Here is an 18,374-nt window from a genome sequence, read left to right as displayed (position 1 = left end):
TCATTCTCTTAGAATACAAACTTTATTATTACGTGGATTGATGAATACATCCAAATCTGTACTAATATTGGTCACGTTTACCATCAGACGTAATATTCATTTTAAGTATTGATCATTCATTATTGGCTATTGATGATAGACCATCAGAATCGGGGGGATCCGGTTTGCCTGAATTATCTACAATCGTCATGGCGCTATCCGCTGTGGCGCATGAGTTCGTGCTATTCGCCGCGATCGGTTTCCTGATCGGGGGGCTGGACGATCTTGTCATCGACGCCATCTGGCTTGGGCGCATCTATTGGCGGCGCACCACAATCTACCGCCGCTATCCGCGCGGGGATCTGCTGCAACTGGCACCGCCCGATCGCCCGGGCTGGATCGCGGTGTTCGTGGCCGCGTGGCAGGAAGCCGCCGTCATCGGACAGATGGCGCAAACGGCGCTCGATCGCTTCGATCACCCGGATTACCGGCTCTACATCGGCTGCTATCCCAATGATCCCGAGACGATCCGCGCCGTGGCGGCGGTCGCGGCGAAGGACGCACGGCTGTGCCAGGTCATCCTGCCGCACCCCGGCCCCACCACAAAGGCGGATTGCCTCAACGGCCTGTGGCGCAAGATGCTGGAAGACGAGCGCGATCATGGGCAGAATGCCAAGGCGATCGTGTTGCACGATGCCGAGGATATCGTGCATTCGGGCGAATTGCGCATCTTCGACCGGTTGATCGAGCGCTACGATCTGGTGCAGCTTCCCGTCTTGCCGCTGATCGATCCCGGCTCGCGTTGGATCTCCGGCCATTATAACGATGAATTCGCCGAAGCGCATGGCAAGGCGATGGTCGTGCGCGAAGCCCTGGGCGCGGCGATCCCCGCCGCTGGCGTCGGCTGCGCCTTTTCCCGCCGCGCGCTGGCGCGTGTCGCCGCGAAAAAGGGCGGCGCGCCGTTCGATGCCGACAGTCTGACCGAGGATTACGAACTCGGCCTCGGTATCGCGACCGATGGCGGCAAGGGGATTTTCGTCAGCCTGCCGAGTTTTCCGGGCGGCAAGCCCGTCTCCATCCGCGCGCATTTCCCCGCCACCTTCCGCGATGCCGTGCGCCAGAAATCTCGCTGGATGGCCGGGATCGCCCTCTCCGGCTGGGACCGGATGGGGTGGCGCGGCGGCTTTGCCGAGCGCTGGATGCGGCTGCGGGATCGGCGCGCCCCCCTGGGGGCGGTGATCCTGCTCGCCGCCTATATCGGCTTTCTCGGCACGCTCGCCGCCGCCGGCGCAGGGCACCTTGCGGGCATGACGCCTGCGCCCTTCACCCCGCTGATGACCGCGCTGTTGTGGATCAATCTGGCGCTGCTCTTATGGCGCCTATGTCTGCGCGCCGGCTTCGTGACCCGCGCTTATGGCTGGCGCGAAGGGCTCCGCGCGCCGCCGCGAATGGTCATCGCCAATGTCGTCGAGATTTTCGCAGCCGCCCGCGCAGTCAAGATTTACCGCACCCGGCGGCGCAACGGGACGGTGGTGTGGGACAAGACAAACCATGTCTTTCCCGATCTGGTGCCTGAAGAATGAAGGATCCCGCCCGCCCGTTGCGCTTCGTGGCGCTGGCGCTGTGCGCGTGGATCGGTGGCCGCGCCGTCCTGCTGTCGCAGCCGGAGGGCGACGAACCATCGCCACCGCCCGCACCGCCGCGAACGGCCCCGATTGGCGATTTCGCACCCGAAAGCACCCCTCTCGCCGCCATGCCGTCAAGGGCGACGAACGCCGCGGCTGCATGGGCGGAAAAGTCGACCCGGTCGGGCCATACACCACGTCTTTGGCAACCCGCATCCCGTGTCATCGGCGCGCAGACAGGGCGCCTTGCGGAAGCCGAGGCTCTGGACGCTGGGGTTCACGCCCCCGCCTTGACCGCCATGCTCGCCGCCGGCGCAAGCGCGCTCCGTCCTGCGCCGCAGCCGGGCGCTGGTGCTGCATCGCATCCCGGACCCAAGCGCCTGAGCGGCTATGGCTGGATGTTCGTGCGCGACTCCGGTTCGGCCACTGGCCTTGCCAACAATGGCCAACTCGGCGGCAGTCAGGCGGGAATGCGGCTCGATTACGCGCTTGGCCCCGATCCCGCCCGCGGCTTCCAGATCGGCGCGCGATTCTCCGCCCCGCTGGAGGGCAAGGGCCGCGAAGCCGCGATCGGGCTTGGCTGGAAACCCGGACCCGATATCCCGCTGACGCTATCAATCGAGCGACGGATCGGCCTCGACAGTGCCGGCCGCGACGCTTTTGCGGCGAGCGTGGCGGGCGGCGTGAATGCGATCGCGCTGCCGCTGGATTTCAAGCTCGACGCCTATGCGCAGGCCGGAATCGTAGGCGCAAAGAAGCGCGATCAATTCGTGGATGGCTCTCTCAGCGCCACCCGCACGATCGTGACCGGCAACACCATTTCGGTGGCAGCGGGCATGGGTGCATGGGGCGCGGCGCAACCCGGCGTCGAGCGGCTGGATATCGGCCCGCGCGTGCGCATCCGCCTGGAAACCGGCCACGCCAGCATCGGGGTTGCGCTGGACTGGCGGCAGCGTGTTGCGGGTGACGCCGCGCCCGCATCCGGCCCAGCGCTCACCATCGATGGCAGTTTCTGAAACCGACGAGCCTTTCCCATGCCGCAAATAGCCGTTAGGCGGTGGCGGCAGGATGGATATCTATCTTCCCATCGCCAATCTCTCGGTCAACGCCCTGGTCATCATCGGCCTGGGCGGGCTGGTCGGCCTGCTTTCGGGCATGTTCGGCGTGGGCGGCGGATTTCTGACCACGCCGCTGCTGATCTTCTATGGCATTCCGCCCACGGTCGCCGCCGCGTCCGCCGCCAGCCAGGTGACGGGTGCCAGCGTCTCGGGCGTTTATGCGCATCTCCAGCGCAATGGCGTCGATTTCCGCATGGGCGGCGTGATGGTGGCCGGTGGCGTGATCGGTTCGATTGCGGGTGCCTGGCTCTTCCGCCTGCTTCAGGAAAGCGGGCAGATCGATACCGTGATCGCCATGCTCTATGTGATTCTGCTGGGCGGCATCGGTGCCCTGATGGCGCGCGACGCGATCGTCAGCATTCGCGCGACGCGGACCGGCGTGCCGCTCAAGGTCCGCAAGCGCCGCCATCATCCGCTGGTCGCCTCGCTTCCCTTCCGCTGGCGCTTCTATCGTTCCGGCCTCTACATTTCTCCGCTGGCGCCGCTGCTGCTGGGTTTTGTCACCGGGATATTGACCGTGATCCTCGGCGTCGGCGGCGGCTTCATCATGGTCCCCGCCATGCTCTATCTGCTGGGCATGACCACGCAGGTCGTGGTCGGCACCTCGCTGTTCCAGATCCTCTTCGTCACCATGGCCGCAACGATGGTGCACGCCACCACGACCAAGGCGGTGGATATCGTGCTGGCCGCATTGTTGCTGATCGGCAGCGTGACGGGCGCGCAATTCGGGGCGCGGCTGGCGCAGAAGATCAAGCCGGATTACCTGCGTCTGCTGCTTGCCGCGATGGTGCTGCTGGTGGCGATCCGCATGGCGCTCGGCCTCGGCTGGCGACCGGATGAAATCTACACGGTCACGATATCATGAAGCGCGTCCCCGTCCTGATCTTGGCGGCATTCGCACCCCTGATGCTGGGGCAGGCGCAACCCATATTGGTGCCTGATGTGTCCCAGAAAAAGGTGGAGATCATATACAGCTTCACCGGTGCCGAATTGCTGCTGTTCGGCGCGATCCTCTATCCGGGTGGCAAATCACCGGACAAGCCCGCCGATATCGCGGTCGTCCTGAAAGGGCCGTTCCAGCCGATCACCGTGCGGGAGAAGCAGAAGGTGGCCGGCATCTGGATCAATGCCGAAAGCACGCGATTCCGCTCCGTTCCCACTTTCTATGCGGTGGCGTCGTCCAGGCCGCTGGACAAATTGATCGACGAGCGCACCGCCTCCATCTTCGAACTGGGCCTCGGCAATCTCCAATTATCCCCCGCCAGCGGCGCCACCCCGGCGGAACAGCAGCGGTTCGAAGCAGGCCTCACCGATCTGCGCAAACGCACGGGCCTGTTCGCGCAAGCGGACAATGATGTGAAGATCACCGACGATGTGCTGTATCGCGCGCGCCTCGCCATTCCCGCGCGCGTGCCGGTGGGCAAATATACCGCCGAAACCTTCCTGATCCAAGGGGGGCGCGTGATCGCCGCGGCCAGCCTGGACGTGGAAATCCACAAATCCGGCTTCGAACGCTTCGTCGCCTCGGCCGCCGAAAACAGCCCCTTCACTTACGGCTTCGTCGCAGTGGCGCTCTCCGTGGCGCTGGGCTGGCTCGCCGGCGCGGTCTTCCGCCGGTTCTGAAGACACCCGCGCAATATCGGTAAATCAAATTTTTACCTCCCGGGGTTAAGCCTGATCCCCTGCACCCATTGGGTTTCCGGGCGCGGCGGGGGAGACGATTGAATGACCGACATCGGTGGGATGCGTAATCTGAACATGGCTGACGATCATATGCTGGAAAGCGCCGCGCCGGTGATCGTGCCGGTGTTGCCCGATGAGATCGGCAAGGTTCTCGAAGTCGCGGGTTCGGGTTCGCAGATCGAGTTGGATGCACAGATGTTGCGCAAGCTCTCCAAATCGGACGATCCCTGCATCGCCATGGCAGGCCAGGTCGGCAGCCTGATCAAGATGAAGGTCGGTCATCTCTGGATCGTGGCCAATGTCCGCAATCTCCGGCTTGATACGTCGGACAGCGATCTCATCCTCGCGCATATCGATTTCCTCGGCGAGGGGCTCGAGGCGCGCCTCACCGGCCGCCTGACCAACTTCCGCCGCGGCATCACGCGTTTCCCGGTGCCAAGCTGCCGCGTCTATCCGGTGTCCACCGAAGACATGAAGGAAATGTACGCCGCGGAAGACACGCCCAATATCGAGATCGGCACGGTTTATCCCACGCGCGACATTCGCGGCGCGCTGTTCGTGGATGCCATGCTCGGCAAGCATTTCGCGCTGCTTGGCTCCACCGGCACGGGTAAATCCACCTCCGCCGCGCTGATCCTCCACCGCATCTGCGACATGGCCCCGGAAGGCCATATTGTCATGATCGATCCGCACGGCGAATATTCAGCGGCCTTCCGCACCAATGGTGCGCTCTATGACGTCAACAATCTGGCGATGCCGTATTGGATGATGAACTTTCAGGAGCATTGCGAAGTCTTCGTGACGACCACGGGCAATCAGGGGCAACAGGATCGCGATATCCTGTCCAAATGCCTGCTCGCGGCCCGCGCGAAGAACCGCGCCGCCGAAGGCATTTCGAAGCTCACCGTGGATTCGCCCATCCCCTATCTGCTCTCCGATCTGACCAACATCATCCAGACCGAGATGGGCAAGATGGACCGCGCGGGCGAAACCGCGCCTTATATGCGGCTCAAGACCAAGATCGACGAGATCAAGGCCGATCCGCGCTACAGCTTCATGTTTTCGGGTATGCTGGTGGCGGACAGCATGGCGAGCTTCATCAGCCGCGTGTTCCGGATGCCCGGAGACGGCAAGCCGATCTCGATCATCGACGTTTCGGGCGTGCCATCGGATATCACCCAGGTGGTGGTCGCCGTGCTCAGCCGCACCGTCTTCGATTACGCCATCTGGTCCCGCAACGAGCCGCAACGCCCGATCCTGCTGGTCTGCGAAGAGGCGCATCGCTATGTGCCCAACGAGCAGAATGCGCATGGATCATCGGTCGGCACGATCCTCGGCCGCATCGCCAAGGAGGGCCGCAAATACGGCGTCTCGCTGGGGCTGATCACGCAGCGTCCGTCCGATCTGGCCGAAGGCGTGCTGTCGCAATGCGGAACGATCATCGCCATGCGCCTGAATAACGAGCGCGATCAGGCTTTCGTGAAGGCCGCCATGCCCGAAGGCGCGCGCGGCTTCCTCGATACCATTCCGGCGCTCCGCAACCGCGAGTGCATCATCTGCGGCGAAGGCGTCGCCATTCCCATCCGCGTCTCGCTGGATAATCTGGAGGAGGAGCGCCGCCCCGCCTCAAGCGATCCCGTGTTCACGCATCTGTGGCGCGAAGTGGGCGGCGAAGAGGAAATCGTGGGCCGCGTCATCCAGCGCTGGCGCAGCCAGGGGCGGTAAGCCAGCTTGGCAACGCTCCAGTAAAACCGTTTGTCCCGAGCGAAGTCGAGGGATGTTGAGCCACGAACCACGGGTCTCGACTACGCTCGACACAAACGGACGTTGTTGGCCATTTGCCCCGCTTAAAACATTAGCCGCGTGACATGCCCCATCTTGCGGCCGGGCCGCGCTTCATCCTTGCCGTAAAGGTGCAGATGCGCGGTCGGGTCGGACAGGATCTCCGCCCAGGCATCCGCCTCATGCCCGATCAGATTGTCCATCCGCACGCGCGGGGCGGTGAGCGCGGTAGCGCCCAGCGGCAGGCCGCAGACCGCGCGGATATGATTTTCGAATTGCGAGGTGAGCGCGCCCTCGATCGTCCAATGACCGCTATTGTGGACGCGCGGCGCCATTTCGTTGAACACCGGGCCATGGGCGCTGGCGAAAAATTCCAGCGTCAGCACGCCGACATAGTCCATCGCATCTGCCACACGGCGCGCGATCGCCTTGGCCTCGCGCGCCTGCCCCGCCACCAGCGCGGCGGGCGGCACCGTGGAGACCGCCAATATGCCGTCACGATGCACATTGGTCGATGCGTCCCAGAAAGTGCAATCGCCATCGGCCGCGCGGCAGAGCAGGATCGAAAATTCCGCTTCGAAATCGACAAAGCCTTCGAGGATCGCGGGCTGCGCGCCGATCGCCTCGAACGCCGTCGCCACATCGTCCGGGCTGGTGATGCGCACCTGTCCCTTGCCGTCATAACCGAAACACCGCGTCTTCAGGATCGCGGGCATCCCGATTTCGGCCAATGCGCGTTCGAGCGACGCCTGATCCGATACCGCCCGCCACGGCGCGGTCGCGATCCCCAGATCGGCCATATGGCTTTTCTCGTTCAACCGGTCTTGCGCAATGGTTAGGCTGCTGAGCCGGGGATGGATCGGCACGATCGCCGCCAGCGGAGTCAGCGCGTCCACCGGCAGATTTTCGAACTCATAAGTGACGACATCAACGCTGTCGCCAAAGCGCTTCAGCGCATCCCAATCCTCATAGGGGGCGCAGGTGAATTCGGCCGCAACCTCCGCCGCCACCGAATCGGCTTCGGGCGCATAGATATGGCAGCGATAGCCAAGCTGCGCTGCCGCCATCGCGAGCATCCGGCCAAGCTGGCCGCCACCGATGATGCCGATCGTGGAGCCGGGCTTCAACATGGTCATACGGGATCGACGCTCACATCCTCGGTCTGCTTAGCGCGCCAGGCATCCAGCCGTTCGGCGAGCGCCGCATCCGCATTCGCCAGGATCGCCGCCGCCAGCAGGCCCGCATTGATCGCGCCGGGCTTGCCGATCGCCAGCGTGCCCACGGGAATACCGCCGGGCATCTGCACGATCGAGAGCAAACTATCCATCCCGCTCAAAGCCTTGGACTCCACCGGCACGCCCAGCACGGGCAGGCGCGTCATCGCCGCGGCCATCCCCGGCAGATGCGCCGCGCCGCCTGCGCCTGCGATGATCACCTTCAGCCCGCGCGCCGCCGCCGATTGCGCATAATCATAGAGCCGCTGGGGCGTCCGGTGCGCCGATACGACCCGGCATTCATGCGGCACGCCTAGCGTCTCCAGCACCTCGGCGGCATGGCGCATCGTCTCCCAATCGGAGCGGCTGCCCATGATGATGCCAATGAGAGGAGCCGTGTCGCCCATGGTTTCTGCCCGTTCCCCGGAAACAATGAAGCCACGCCCCTTATCGGCACCGGAGCCTCGGCGCAATTGCGCCGCGACCGCCGCGATATGGTTTACCGTTATTTTCTTTCGATTTTCAGTCGGTTTCCCTATGATGCTGTCAACCAAACCGAATCCGGGTCGCGTGGGGTATCTCATCCGGGGAGAGATATATGACCGGGCGCGTTGCGCTTGACGATCTTGCGCATTCATCGCGCGAGGCGATAGAAAAGTTGCTCGACGAAAATGCCAGGCTGCGCAATCAGCTTGCGGCAGCCCAGCAGCTTGTCGGCGAACTTGAGTTGATTGCGGACAGCGATCCGCTGACTCCGCTGCCGAACCGCCGCGCGTTCGTCCGCGAATTCGAACGCGCCGTGGCGCATGTGGCGCGCCATGCCACGCCGATCGCGGTGATGTTCGTTGATCTCAATCGACTGAAAAGCGTCAATGACCAGCATGGCCATAATGCGGGCGATGCGGCGCTGATCCATGTGGCCAAGGTGCTGAGCGATCATGTGCGCGCCACCGATGTGGTCGCGCGGATCGGCGGCGACGAATTCGGCCTGGTACTTTACCGGCTGGATCAGGCGGCCGCCAAGGAAAAGGCGGACATGCTGGTGCGCCAGATCGCGCAGACGCCGATCCCCGTCGAAGGCGGCATGATCGAAGTGGGCGTGTCCATCGGCTCGACCATCATCACCAGCGAAGACAGCTTCGCCACCGCGCTCGCCCGCGCGGACATCGCCATGTATTGCGCGAAACGGGGATAGGCTGTTCCGCCCTTTGTGGGAGTGGATTACGTCTTATCGCTCCGACAGATAATAGCGGTCCACCGCCGCGAGCGCGTCATCCAGCTCATAGACGATCGGCTGCCCGGTCGGGATTTCCAGCCCGGTGATCTCGTCATCGGGAATGTTCGACAGATGCTTGACCAGCGCGCGCAATGAATTGCCATGCGCCGAAATCAGCACGCGCTGCCCCGTCTTCAGCGCGGGCGCGATCCGCGCATCCCAATAAGGCAGAACGCGCGCGATGGTGTCCTTCAAGCTCTCCGTCGCCGGCACTTCGATTCCCGCATAGCGCCGATCCGAAGACAGATCATAAGCGCTCCCGGCCTCCAGCGGCGGCGGCGGAACATCGAAGCTGCGCCGCCAGATCTTCACCTGCGCATCGCCATGCTTGGCCGCGGTCTCGGCCTTGTCCAGCCCGGTCAGCCCGCCATAATGGCGCTCGTTCAGCCGCCAGTCCTTCTCCACCGGCAACCACAGCCGCCCCATTTCCTCCAGCGCGATGTTCAGCGTCTTGATCGCCCGGCTCTGCAGCGAGGTGAAGCACTGATCGAAATCCAGCCCCTTGGCCTTCATCAATTGACCCGCGGCGATCGCCTCGCCCACGCCCTTTTCAGTCACCTCGACATCCCACCAGCCGGTGAAGCGGTTTTCCAGATTCCAGGTGGACTGGCCGTGGCGGATCAGGACGAGCTGGGGCATGAAAGTCTCCGGACGTGTGAAATCGCCCGCCTCTTAGCCCGGCGAACCGTCACGTCAAACCCGGAGGCGCGTGAATGCTGAGCCGGCGAAATGCGCGGCGAGAATTTTTCTCGATCGCCCGTGTCCCGTCCGCCAAACCGATCCGTCCCATGAAGACGGCTGCCCGCTTGCATGGCGCGGCGCTCCTGTGCGACATCGCCGCTTCAAGACGGGAGATGATGCGTGACGGTGCAGCGGCGGACGATGGTGTATGATGGCCCCGGCGGTCCGTTCGAAGGCGTCGTGGCCTGGGATGATGCGCTGTCCGGTCCGCGCCCCGGCGTGATGGTGATCCCCAATGTGCTGGGTCAGAAGGAATTTGACAATGTCCGCGCCGAACGCCTTGCCGCGCGCGGCTATGTCGGCTTTGCGGTGGACCTGTTCGGGCAAGGTGAACGCACCACGCGCGATGATCCGGATATGATGCGCTATATCAACCTGCTTGGCGAAGACCGTGGCCTGCTGCGCGACAGGCTCTTGTCCGCACATGCCACCCTGAAATCATTGCCCGAAGTCGATTCGGCGCGCACCGCGGCGATCGGCTTCTGCTTTGGCGGCAAGAGCGTGCTGGATCTGGCGCGCGCCGGTGCGGACGTTGCGGGCGTGGTGAGCTTCCACGGCGTCTATGATGCGCCGCCTTTCCCCAATGCAGCGATCACCGCGAAAATCCTGGTCTGCCATGGTTGGGAGGATCCGCTGTGCCCGCCCGAGGCCACGGTCGCGCTGGCACAGGAACTGAACGAAGCGGGCGTCGATTGGCAGATCCATGCTTATGGCCAGACGGGCCACGCCTTCACCGATTCCGGGTTAGCGGCGACCGGCAACGGCTTCGGCTGGAGCGAAGCCGCCGACCGGCGGAGCTGGAAGGCGATGGAGAATTTCCTGGAAGAGATTTTCGGGTAGAATCCCGCCGCCATCCAAGAACCGTTGGTTCCGAGCGTCGTCGAGGGGCGTGGATTCTGGCACCACGTCCCTCGGCTACGCTCGGGGCAAACGGATCCTCTCAAAAAATCTTGGTTCCGCGTCTCAAATCTCGTCGATCATCGCCGCCAGATTATCCAGGCAAGCGCCTGCCAGCGCCTTCGACCGCGCGGGCGACCATCCGCACGCCGGATCCGGCGCGTCCATATTATCCTTGAACGGCATTTCCAGCGTCATGGACACCGCGCCGAACCGTTCCGCGAGCTGGGTGGTCGACATGGACAGATTGGCGCGGCCCGGCGCGGACTGGCCATAGCCGAGCTTCGTCTGGAAATCGGGCGTCCGCGCCGCCAGCGTATCGCAATATTTCACATAGAGCGCCTGCTGCGCATCCTTCAGGCCCGGAATGCCCTCGAAACCCGCCATGAACACCGCCGGGATCGCCTCATCCCCATGCACGTCCATCGCAAAATCCACGCCGCTGATGTCCATCGCGTTCAGCACATGAAGCACTTCGGGGCTTTTCTCCGCGCTCGGCGCGTCCCATTCGCGATTGAGGTTCACGCCCACGGCATTGGTGCGCAGATGCCCGCGTGCCGAGCCATCCGGATTCATGTTGGGCACGATATGGAGCGTGGCCGTTTCACGCAGCAGCGCCGCCGTGGCGTCACCGGGATCGGTGAGCTTTTCCAGAGCGCCTTCCATCCACCACTCGGCCATCGTTTCGCCGGGATGCTGGCGGGCATAGAGCCAAACCTGCTTCGGCCCGCTTCCCATCGTCAGGCTTTCGAGTGGACGGCCATCCAGCGTGTGACATAGCAAGGCGCGCGTCACACCGGGCTGCGCCGCGATCAGATCGATCAGGGCGGCATGGCGATCGCTGGAATAAGGCGCGAAATAGGCCACCGCAAAATCATCTCCCACGGGCGTGGCGTGGATCGTCAGAACGCCGTCGGCATAATCCGTATCGGTCTGCCGCCAGATTTCGCCATCCTCGCTCACGCGCGCGCGATAATCGGGCCAACCGCCGGGATAGGCGCTCTTGCCGCAATTGGTGATTCGCAGCGTCAGGCTGCGCCCCGCGCCGCCCGCCACCTTGAACGAGAACCATTGGTAGAAATCCGACATATGGTCAGTGCGGATCGCCAGATCGGCGCTGTCGCCCTCGATCTTCAGAATCTCGATATTGCCGCCGTCGAAATCGCTGGTGATGCTAAGCGTCATGGCACGTTGATCGTGCGGCCGGATTCGCCCGGGAAATCCTTGAACAACGCCGCGGCCAATTTGCCGGCCGCGATGCCCGGCTGCGCGGCGGGCGCATTCTCCTTGGCTTCGGTCTGCGCACGGCCTTCCCACACCGCGTCGCCGCCCACACGGCGCTTAATCTGCACGCTCAACTGAGTGACCACGATGTCGCGCTTTTTGCCGCCGAAGGAGAAGCCGAGACCAAGGCCCACACCGCCGCCGCCATAACCGCCCGTGCCGCCGCCGACTCCGATCGAGACCGGCGACTTCTGCGCCAGCGCCTCGCGGGTGTCACGCATCACGCGCACCGTGGCGACATAGAAAGCCGAGCTGAGATCGGCATCGGGATAGCCCAGCTTGCCCAATTCGCCGCGCACCGCATTGTTATAGGTCTGCAGTTCCAGGCTGTCCGCGCCCGGCACCGATTCGATCGCCACGGTGGAGCGCTCGATCGGCAGACCCAGATGGAATCGCGTGACCTCCACGGGCGGAATGCTCGTCGCACAGCCCGAGAGGACCAGCGCGCATCCCAGCGCCAGCGGCTTCAACATCGATCTCACCATCGCAAACATCCCATCCGAAATTACGCACCTGTCATCATCAATAACGACTGGAAACCGGTTTCTGCCTCAAATCGCAAGGCAATGCCATTGGGTTGCTTAACACTTGGGTGATAGGGCGATTTTCTGAAACGGGCCGGAGGAATTTCATGGCGGACAGGAAAGCGGTGCTGGTCACGGGCGGCGGCGGCTACATCGGCAGCCATGCGGTGCTGGCGCTGCTCGATGCGGGCTGGCGCGTCGTCGTGATCGACAATCTCACCACCGGCTTTCGCTGGGCCGTCGATGAACGCGCGGTATTTGCCGAGGGCGATATCGAGGATGGTGCACTGGTCGGCCAGTTGATCGCCGAACACGACATCGGGGCGATCATGCACTTTGCGGGATCGATCATCGTTCCCGAATCGGTCGAAAATCCGCTCAAATATTATCACAATAATACGGTGAAGAGCCGCGCGCTGATGGAGGCCGCGGTGAAGGGCGGGGTGAAGCATTTCATCTTCTCGTCCACCGCCGCCACCTATGGCGTCCCCGAATCGAGCCCGGTGCGCGAAGATATGCCCACGCGCCCGATCAATCCCTATGGCATGTCCAAGCTGATGACCGAGGCGATGCTGGCCGACGTGTCCGTGGCGCATCCCATGAACTTCTGCGCTTTGCGCTATTTCAACGTCGCGGGTGCCGATCCACAGGGCCGTTCGGGCCAGTCTACCGCAGGGGCCACGCATCTGATCAAGGTCGCGGTGGAAGCAGCGCTCGGCAAGCGCGCATCGGTGGGCGTGTTCGGGACGGATTATGATACGCCCGATGGCACCGGCGTGCGCGACTATATCCATGTGAGCGATCTGGCGGCGGCGCATGTGCTGGCGCTGGAGGCGCTCTTCGCCGACCCTGCAAGCAGCCACATCCTCAATTGCGGCTATGGCCAGGGATTTTCCGTGCTCCAGGTGCTCGACGCGGTGGACCGGGTGACCAACATGAAGATCGAACGCAAGATCGAGGGCCGCCGCGCGGGCGACCCCGATTCGCTGGTCGCTGACAATCAGGCCATCCTCGCACGCCTCCCGTGGCGGCCCAAACATGCGGATCTCGACGGGATCGTGCAGGATGCGCTGGCTTGGGAGCGGAAACTGTCCGAAATACGCCCCTGAGACTTGACTTCCCCGCGCCCTCCCCATAGGGGCGACGCTTCATTTTCAGCCATTTTTGTAATCCGGAAAGCGTTTCCGCCATGAAGATCCGCAATTCACTGAAGTCGCTCAAGGACCGTCATCGCGATAACCGCGTGATTCGTCGTCGCGGCCGCACCTATGTGATCAACAAGACCAACCGCCGCTTCAAGGCCCGCCAAGGCTGAGCGCGTTGGGCGTTCACGCCGTCGTCTTCGACGTCGGCAACGTCCTTTATCATTGGGAACCACGGTTCCTCTACGAGCGCCTGATCAAGGATGATCGGGCGCTCGATGCGTTTCTGCGCGATGTCGTGACGCATGAATGGCATTTCCAGCATGACGCCGGCCGCCCCTTCGCCGAGACCAGCGCGGAGCTGATCGCAGAATACCCCCAACATGCCGACCTGATCGCGCTCTGGGGTCCGCGATTCGCAGACAGCGTGAGGGGCATGGTCGAAGGCATGGCGGAGATCATCCGCTCACTCGACGCCCGCAGCGTGCCGCTGTTCGCAATCACCAATTTTTCCGGCGAATTCTGGCCACCCTTTCGGGAGCGCGAGGCTGCGATTTTCGACCGGTTCAAGGATATCGTGGTGTCCGGTGACGAGAAGCTCGTGAAGCCCGATCCGGCGATCTACCACCTCGCCCTCGATCGCTTCGGCCTGACACCCCCGCAGGCGATCTTCATCGATGACCGGCTGGAGAATGTGCAGGGTGCTGAGGCCGTGGGGATGAAGGGGCACCTGTTTACGGATGCCGCCGAATTGCGCGCTGACCTGGAACGTCTTCACCTGCTCTGAGATGTGACTATCATGTAGTCACATTTTTTGCTATTGCTGTCTGCAAGGAGCATTGCGATGGAAATGTCGATCAGGGATGCCAAAGCCCGCTTCTCGGAAGCCATCGCCACCGCCGAGCGCGGTGAAAGCGTGATCATCACCAAACACGGCCGCCCGGTCGCCCAGATCAATCCGCCGCCAGTGAAGAAGGGGCTGAATTTCGAGGCCGCCGACGCCTATCTGAAGGAGGTGGGCTGGAAATATCAGGGTGAAGGCTGGCCTGCACATTTCGATGATCCCGCTTTCAGTCGTCATGTGCTCGGCCTTGATGACGAATGATCCTGCTCGATACGCACATCGCTTTATGGCTGGCAACGGAACGCCAAACCCTGACTTTCCGTGAGATGAGTTTCCTAAACGATGCGGGAAGCGACCTCCGGGTTTCAGCCGTTTCCCTTTGGGAATTACGCATCAAATGGAATAGTTACTTCAAATCGGGCGAAGGCAAAGGGCGAGGTGATCCGTCAGACGTCTTAGGTGCGCTGGTTCGTATGAATGTCGGTCTCATTGCGCTCGAACCCGAACATACCACCGTGCCCCTTATCCATCCGCTCGATCACAAGGATCCGTTCGACGAGTTGCTGCTCGTCCAGGCGCAGGAACTTGGCCTCAAGCTGCTGACGCGCGATACGAAGTTGCGCGGCCACCCCCTCGCCTACTCCCCCGAATAGCTCTTCAGCTCATCGCCCGTCAGGCGCACGACATGCAGCACGTTGGTCGATCCCGGCGTGCCGAAGGGAACGCCTGCCATCATGATCACCCGGTCTCCCGCGCCGGCGACGCCGTGACGCAGCGCCATGCGCTTGGCCTTGGCGATCATTTCCTCGAACGAGGCGATATCCTTGGTGCGCACCGCATGGGCACCCCATAAAAGCCCCATCCGCCGTGCGGTGGAAAGTTTGGGGGTCAGCACCAGCATCGGCACCAGCGGCCGTTCACGCGCGATGCGCCGCGCGGTCGATCCCGATGTGGTGAAGCAGATGACGGCGGATGCGGACACGGTATCCGCGATCCGCCCCGCCGCCTCGGCCAGCGCGTCGGCGGTCGTCGGATCGGGCAAAGTCTCGGTGAAATGGATGCGGTCCGCATAGGCCGGATCGGCCTCCACGGCGTGCGCGATCTTGTCCATCATCGTCACCGATTCGACCGGCCAGGCACCCGCCGCCGATTCGGCCGACAGCATCACCGCGTCGGCCCCGTCATACATCGCGGTGGCCACGTCGGAGACTTCGGCGCGCGTCGGCGTGGGCGCGGTGATCATCGATTCGAGCATCTGGGTGGCGACCACCACCGGGCGGCCCATCCGCCGCGCCATTTCGACAATGCGCTTCTGCAGCGGCGGCACCTGTTCGGGCGGCAATTCCACGCCCAGATCGCCGCGCGCCACCATCACCGCATCGGACAATTCCAGGATTCCATCCAGCCGGTCGATCGCCGAGGGCTTCTCGATCTTGGCGAGCAACGCCGCCTTGCCGCCGATCAGCCGCCGCGCCTCGGCCACATCCTCGGCGCGCTGCACGAAGCTGAGCGCAATCCAGTCCGCCCCATGCTCCAGCGCGAAGCTCAGATCCTTGCGGTCTTTCTCGGTCAGCGCGGCCATCGGCACGATCACATCGGGCACGTTCAGACCCTTATTGTCCGAGAGCTTGCCGCCGGTCTCCACCTGCGTCTGGATCCGGTCCGGGGTCACGGTCTTTACGCGCAGGCATAATTTGCCGTCGTCCAGCAGCAGGCGGGTATCCGGCTCCAGAGCGGCGAAAATCTCAGGATGCGGCAGATTGACGCGTTTGTCATCGCCTGGCGTCTTGTCGCGATCAAGGATGAAGGTCTTGCCCGTCTTCAGGATGGTCGAGCCGCCCTCGAATTTGCCCACGCGCAGCTTTGGCCCCTGGAGATCGACCAGCACCGTCATCGCGCGGCCCAGTTCCTTCTCGATCTCGCGGATATGCCCGATCACCTTGGCATGGCCTTCATGGCTGCCATGGCTCATGTTGATGCGGAAGGCGTCGGCCCCCGCCATGAAGAGCTTGCGGATCATATCCGGCGTGCTGCTGGCGGGGCCAAGCGTTGCGAGGACACGGACCTTGCGGGTGCGGGGGGCGATAATATGGGTCACAAACTCTCCGCTGACTTGTTATCGACGCGCCTTAAGCCTTAATCGAGACAGTTCAACCATGGAGCGCCCCACATGACAATCGACGAGATCGACGACGCCACGGCCGCCGCAGCCTTCCGTCGTCTGGTCGCTCATATGCAATATAGGACAGATGCGCAGAATGTGGACCTGATGGGCCTTGCGGGCTTCTGCCGCAATTGCCTGGGGGACTGGCTGGCCGAGGCGAGCGGGGGCGCGTTCGACAAGGATGCGGGCCGCCAGGCGGTCTATGGGATGTCCTATGCCCAGTGGAAAGCGACGCATCAATTGCCCGCTTCGCCCGATCAGATCGCGAAGATGGCGGAAAGCGTGGCGCGTAACCACCGCGAGGACGCGCTGGACGAGGCGCTGGACGAGAGCTTTCCCGCCAGCGACCCGCCTTCGATGACGGCACCGTCGCACGACACTTGAGCCGGGCTGGCCGCTGCCCTAGAGGCACCGGTTCATCAATTGGAGAATCACATGAGCGACAATGTCGCAGCCGATCAGTTGCGGCTGTTCATCGAGCGGATCGAACGCCTCGAAGAAGAGAAAAAGGGGATCGCGGACGATATCCGTGATGTTTATGCCGAAGCCAAGGGCAATGGCTATGATGGCAAGATCATGCGCCAGATCGTCCGTTTGCGGAAGATGGAAGCCCATGACCGCGCGGAAATGGAAGCATTGCTCGATACCTATAAGGCAGCGCTCGGCATCGACTGATGCGTTGAATATGAGAGGGAAAGCAGAGGCTTATGGCAGGCCATAGCAAATTCAAGAACATCATGCACCGCAAGGGCGCGCAGGACAAGAAACGGTCCTCGATGTTCTCCAAGCTCAGCCGCGAAATCACCGTCGCGGCGAAATCGGGCCTGCCCGATCCGGATATGAACCCGCGACTGCGCCTGGCCGTGAACGCGGCCAAGGCGCAGTCCATGCCCAAGGACAATATCCAGCGCGCGATCGACAAGGCGGTCGGCGGTGATGCGGAGAATTACGAGGAAATCCGCTATGAGGGCTTCGGCCCCGGTGGTGTCTCGCTGATCGTGGAAGCGCTGTCCGACAATCGCAACCGCACCGCGACCAACGTGCGCACCGCCTTCTCCAAGAATGGCGGCAATCTGGGTGCCAGCGGCTCGGTGAGCCACGGCTTCGATCGCATGGGGCTGATCGAATATCCGGGCAAGGCGGGCGACGCCGAAACCGTGTTCGAAGCCGCGCTGGAAGCCGGGGCCGAAGACGTGTCTTCCGATGAGGGCCATGAAATCTGGACCGCGCAGGATGCGCTGCATGAGGTCGCCAAGGCGCTTGAGCCTGTGCTGGGCGAAGCCGAGACGGCGAAGCTCGCCTGGCGTCCGCAGACGATGATCGTGGTCGACGAGGCCACCGCGGCGAGCCTGCTCAAGCTGATCGACACGCTGGACGACGATGATGACGTCCAGACCGTCTGGGGCAATTATGAAGTGCCCGATGATGTGATGGAGAAATTGGGGTGACTCGCCCATTCCTCCCCGGAACGGGGAGGGGGACCGGCGGAGCCGGTGGAGGGGCAGTCACGCGCACCGGACGGGGCCACTGCCCCTCCGTCACCCTCCGGGTGCCACCTCCCCGTTGCGGGGAGGGATCTCTCTGATCATCCTCGGTCTTGATCCGGGTCTGGGCACCACCGGCTGGGGCGTCATTGTGGCCGAGGGCAACCGCTTGAGCCATATCGCCAATGGCCAGATCAAGACCGACAGCAAGGCACCGCTGCCCGAACGGCTCGTGACGCTCGACGCCGCGCTCACCGATCTGCTGCTGCACTACCGGCCCGACGGCGCAGCGGTGGAGGAGGTGTTCGTCAATGTGAACCCGCAATCGACGCTGAAGCTCGGCCAGGCGCGCGGCATCTGCCTGCTCGCGCCCGCACGCACCGGCATCGCAGTGGGCGAATATGCCGCCCGGCTGGTGAAAAAGGCGGTCGTCGGCGTGGGCAATGCCGAAAAGGCGCAGGTCCATGCGATGGTCTCCCGCCTGTTGCCCGGCGTGAAGATCGCGGGCGCGGACGCAGCCGACGCGCTCGCTGTGGCGATCACCCACGCGCATCATGTGGCCAGCGCGCGGCGGATTTTTTAAGCCTCGTCACTCTATCCCTTTTTTTCTTCGTCAT

22 protein-coding genes are annotated in these 18,374 nt (G+C 63.2%); 16 read left to right on the top strand and 6 right to left on the bottom strand.

Annotated elements, in window-relative coordinates:
- The first annotated feature begins 188 nt into the window (after positions 1–188).
- From FHS49_RS18055 to FHS49_RS18035, 5 genes are all read left to right on the top strand, one after another.
- Positions 189–1,562 carry a glycosyl transferase family protein gene (locus FHS49_RS18055; protein ID WP_184021584.1) on the top strand — a complete coding sequence of 458 codons (1,374 nt, stop codon included), beginning with the start codon at positions 189–191 and terminating at the stop codon, positions 1,560–1,562.
- Entirely contained in the window at positions 1,559–2,620 is a 1,062-nt protein-coding gene (locus tag FHS49_RS18050) for a hypothetical protein (RefSeq protein WP_184021583.1), read from the top strand. The genes FHS49_RS18055 and FHS49_RS18050 overlap by 4 nt, the downstream gene beginning before the upstream one ends.
- A gap of 52 nt (positions 2,621–2,672) precedes the next feature.
- Positions 2,673–3,587: a sulfite exporter TauE/SafE family protein gene (locus FHS49_RS18045; protein ID WP_184021582.1), complete on the top strand. Its 915-nt coding sequence runs from the start codon at positions 2,673–2,675 to the stop codon at positions 3,585–3,587.
- On the top strand, positions 3,584–4,345 hold the full coding sequence (locus FHS49_RS18040) for a TIGR02186 family protein (RefSeq protein ID WP_184021581.1): 762 nt from the start codon (positions 3,584–3,586) through the stop codon (positions 4,343–4,345). Before FHS49_RS18045 ends, FHS49_RS18040 begins: the two co-directional genes overlap by 4 nt.
- A gap of 102 nt (positions 4,346–4,447) precedes the next feature.
- Positions 4,448–6,130: an ATP-binding protein gene (locus FHS49_RS18035; RefSeq protein ID WP_184021580.1), complete on the top strand. Its 1,683-nt coding sequence runs from the start codon at positions 4,448–4,450 to the stop codon at positions 6,128–6,130.
- Between the two features lie 122 nt (positions 6,131–6,252).
- On the opposite strand, the gene FHS49_RS18030 is transcribed toward FHS49_RS18035, so the two are convergent.
- On the bottom strand, positions 6,253–7,323 hold the full coding sequence (locus tag FHS49_RS18030; protein ID WP_184021578.1) for a 5-(carboxyamino)imidazole ribonucleotide synthase: 1,071 nt from the start codon (positions 7,321–7,323) through the stop codon (positions 6,253–6,255).
- The gene (purE, locus tag FHS49_RS18025) at positions 7,320–7,808 is read right to left on the bottom strand and encodes a 5-(carboxyamino)imidazole ribonucleotide mutase (RefSeq protein ID WP_184021576.1); all 489 of its coding nucleotides are present in this window, start codon (positions 7,806–7,808) and stop codon (positions 7,320–7,322) included. The genes FHS49_RS18030 and purE overlap by 4 nt, the downstream gene beginning before the upstream one ends.
- A gap of 191 nt (positions 7,809–7,999) precedes the next feature.
- On the opposite strand from purE, the gene FHS49_RS18020 reads away from it, so the two are divergent.
- Positions 8,000–8,596 (top strand): GGDEF domain-containing protein, encoded by a 597-nt coding sequence (locus tag FHS49_RS18020; protein WP_184021574.1) that lies wholly within the window; start codon positions 8,000–8,002, stop codon positions 8,594–8,596.
- 33 nt (positions 8,597–8,629) lie between these two features.
- Here the strand turns inward: FHS49_RS18020 and gpmA are convergent, their stop codons facing one another.
- A complete protein-coding gene (gene gpmA / locus FHS49_RS18015) occupies positions 8,630–9,316 on the bottom strand; it encodes a 2,3-diphosphoglycerate-dependent phosphoglycerate mutase (RefSeq protein WP_184021572.1) in 687 nt (228 codons plus the stop codon).
- A 222-nt stretch (positions 9,317–9,538) separates the two neighbouring features.
- On the opposite strand from gpmA, the gene FHS49_RS18010 reads away from it, so the two are divergent.
- Positions 9,539–10,258 carry a dienelactone hydrolase family protein gene (locus FHS49_RS18010; RefSeq protein ID WP_184021570.1) on the top strand — a complete coding sequence of 240 codons (720 nt, stop codon included), beginning with the start codon at positions 9,539–9,541 and terminating at the stop codon, positions 10,256–10,258.
- Positions 10,259–10,381: 123 nt separating this feature from the next.
- Here the strand turns inward: FHS49_RS18010 and FHS49_RS18005 are convergent, their stop codons facing one another.
- Both FHS49_RS18005 and FHS49_RS18000 read right to left on the bottom strand, forming a co-directional pair.
- Positions 10,382–11,500, bottom strand: coding sequence for a M14 family metallopeptidase (locus FHS49_RS18005; protein ID WP_184021568.1), 1,119 nt, complete (start codon positions 11,498–11,500; stop codon positions 10,382–10,384).
- Entirely contained in the window at positions 11,497–12,072 is a 576-nt protein-coding gene (locus FHS49_RS18000; protein WP_184021566.1) for a DUF4136 domain-containing protein, read from the bottom strand. The genes FHS49_RS18005 and FHS49_RS18000 overlap by 4 nt, the downstream gene beginning before the upstream one ends.
- A 158-nt stretch (positions 12,073–12,230) precedes the next feature.
- Between FHS49_RS18000 and galE the strand changes: the two genes are divergently transcribed.
- The 5 genes from galE (at position 12,231) to FHS49_RS17975 (ending at position 14,762) form a co-directional block, all read left to right on the top strand.
- Entirely contained in the window at positions 12,231–13,232 is a 1,002-nt protein-coding gene (gene galE, locus FHS49_RS17995; RefSeq protein WP_184021564.1) for a UDP-glucose 4-epimerase GalE, read from the top strand.
- 80 nt (positions 13,233–13,312) lie between these two features.
- Positions 13,313–13,438, top strand: a complete 126-nt coding sequence (ykgO, locus tag FHS49_RS17990; RefSeq protein WP_003046794.1) for a type B 50S ribosomal protein L36 — start codon at positions 13,313–13,315, stop codon at positions 13,436–13,438.
- A 5-nt stretch (positions 13,439–13,443) separates the two neighbouring features.
- Positions 13,444–14,052, top strand: a complete 609-nt coding sequence (locus FHS49_RS17985; RefSeq protein ID WP_184021561.1) for an HAD family hydrolase — start codon at positions 13,444–13,446, stop codon at positions 14,050–14,052.
- Positions 14,053–14,109: 57 nt separating this feature from the next.
- Positions 14,110–14,370 (top strand): type II toxin-antitoxin system Phd/YefM family antitoxin, encoded by a 261-nt coding sequence (locus FHS49_RS17980; protein ID WP_184021558.1) that lies wholly within the window; start codon positions 14,110–14,112, stop codon positions 14,368–14,370.
- The gene (locus tag FHS49_RS17975; RefSeq protein WP_184021555.1) at positions 14,367–14,762 is read left to right on the top strand and encodes a type II toxin-antitoxin system VapC family toxin; all 396 of its coding nucleotides are present in this window, start codon (positions 14,367–14,369) and stop codon (positions 14,760–14,762) included. The genes FHS49_RS17980 and FHS49_RS17975 overlap by 4 nt, the downstream gene beginning before the upstream one ends.
- Here the strand turns inward: FHS49_RS17975 and pyk are convergent.
- Complete coding sequence (gene pyk, locus FHS49_RS17970) at positions 14,747–16,207, bottom strand: pyruvate kinase (protein WP_184021552.1); 1,461 nt, start codon at positions 16,205–16,207, stop codon at positions 14,747–14,749. The genes FHS49_RS17975 and pyk overlap by 16 nt on opposite strands.
- 72 nt (positions 16,208–16,279) lie before the next feature.
- Between pyk and FHS49_RS17965 the strand changes: the two genes are divergently transcribed.
- From FHS49_RS17965 to ruvC, 4 genes are all read left to right on the top strand, one after another.
- Positions 16,280–16,657: a DUF1244 domain-containing protein gene (locus FHS49_RS17965; RefSeq protein ID WP_184021549.1), complete on the top strand. Its 378-nt coding sequence runs from the start codon at positions 16,280–16,282 to the stop codon at positions 16,655–16,657.
- A gap of 51 nt (positions 16,658–16,708) precedes the next feature.
- The gene (locus tag FHS49_RS17960) at positions 16,709–16,948 is read left to right on the top strand and encodes a DUF2312 domain-containing protein (RefSeq protein ID WP_184021546.1); all 240 of its coding nucleotides are present in this window, start codon (positions 16,709–16,711) and stop codon (positions 16,946–16,948) included.
- A 32-nt stretch (positions 16,949–16,980) separates the two neighbouring features.
- Positions 16,981–17,721, top strand: a complete 741-nt coding sequence (locus FHS49_RS17955; protein WP_184021543.1) for a YebC/PmpR family DNA-binding transcriptional regulator — start codon at positions 16,981–16,983, stop codon at positions 17,719–17,721.
- 133 nt (positions 17,722–17,854) lie between these two features.
- Positions 17,855–18,340: a crossover junction endodeoxyribonuclease RuvC gene (ruvC, locus tag FHS49_RS17950; RefSeq protein WP_184021731.1), complete on the top strand. Its 486-nt coding sequence runs from the start codon at positions 17,855–17,857 to the stop codon at positions 18,338–18,340.
- Positions 18,341–18,374 lie beyond the last annotated feature (34 nt).

Source organism: Sphingobium boeckii (genome assembly GCF_014199215.1).
Lineage (GTDB): Bacteria > Pseudomonadota > Alphaproteobacteria > Sphingomonadales > Sphingomonadaceae > Sphingobium_A > Sphingobium_A boeckii.
This window is presented reverse-complemented; position numbering and strand designations above follow the sequence as displayed.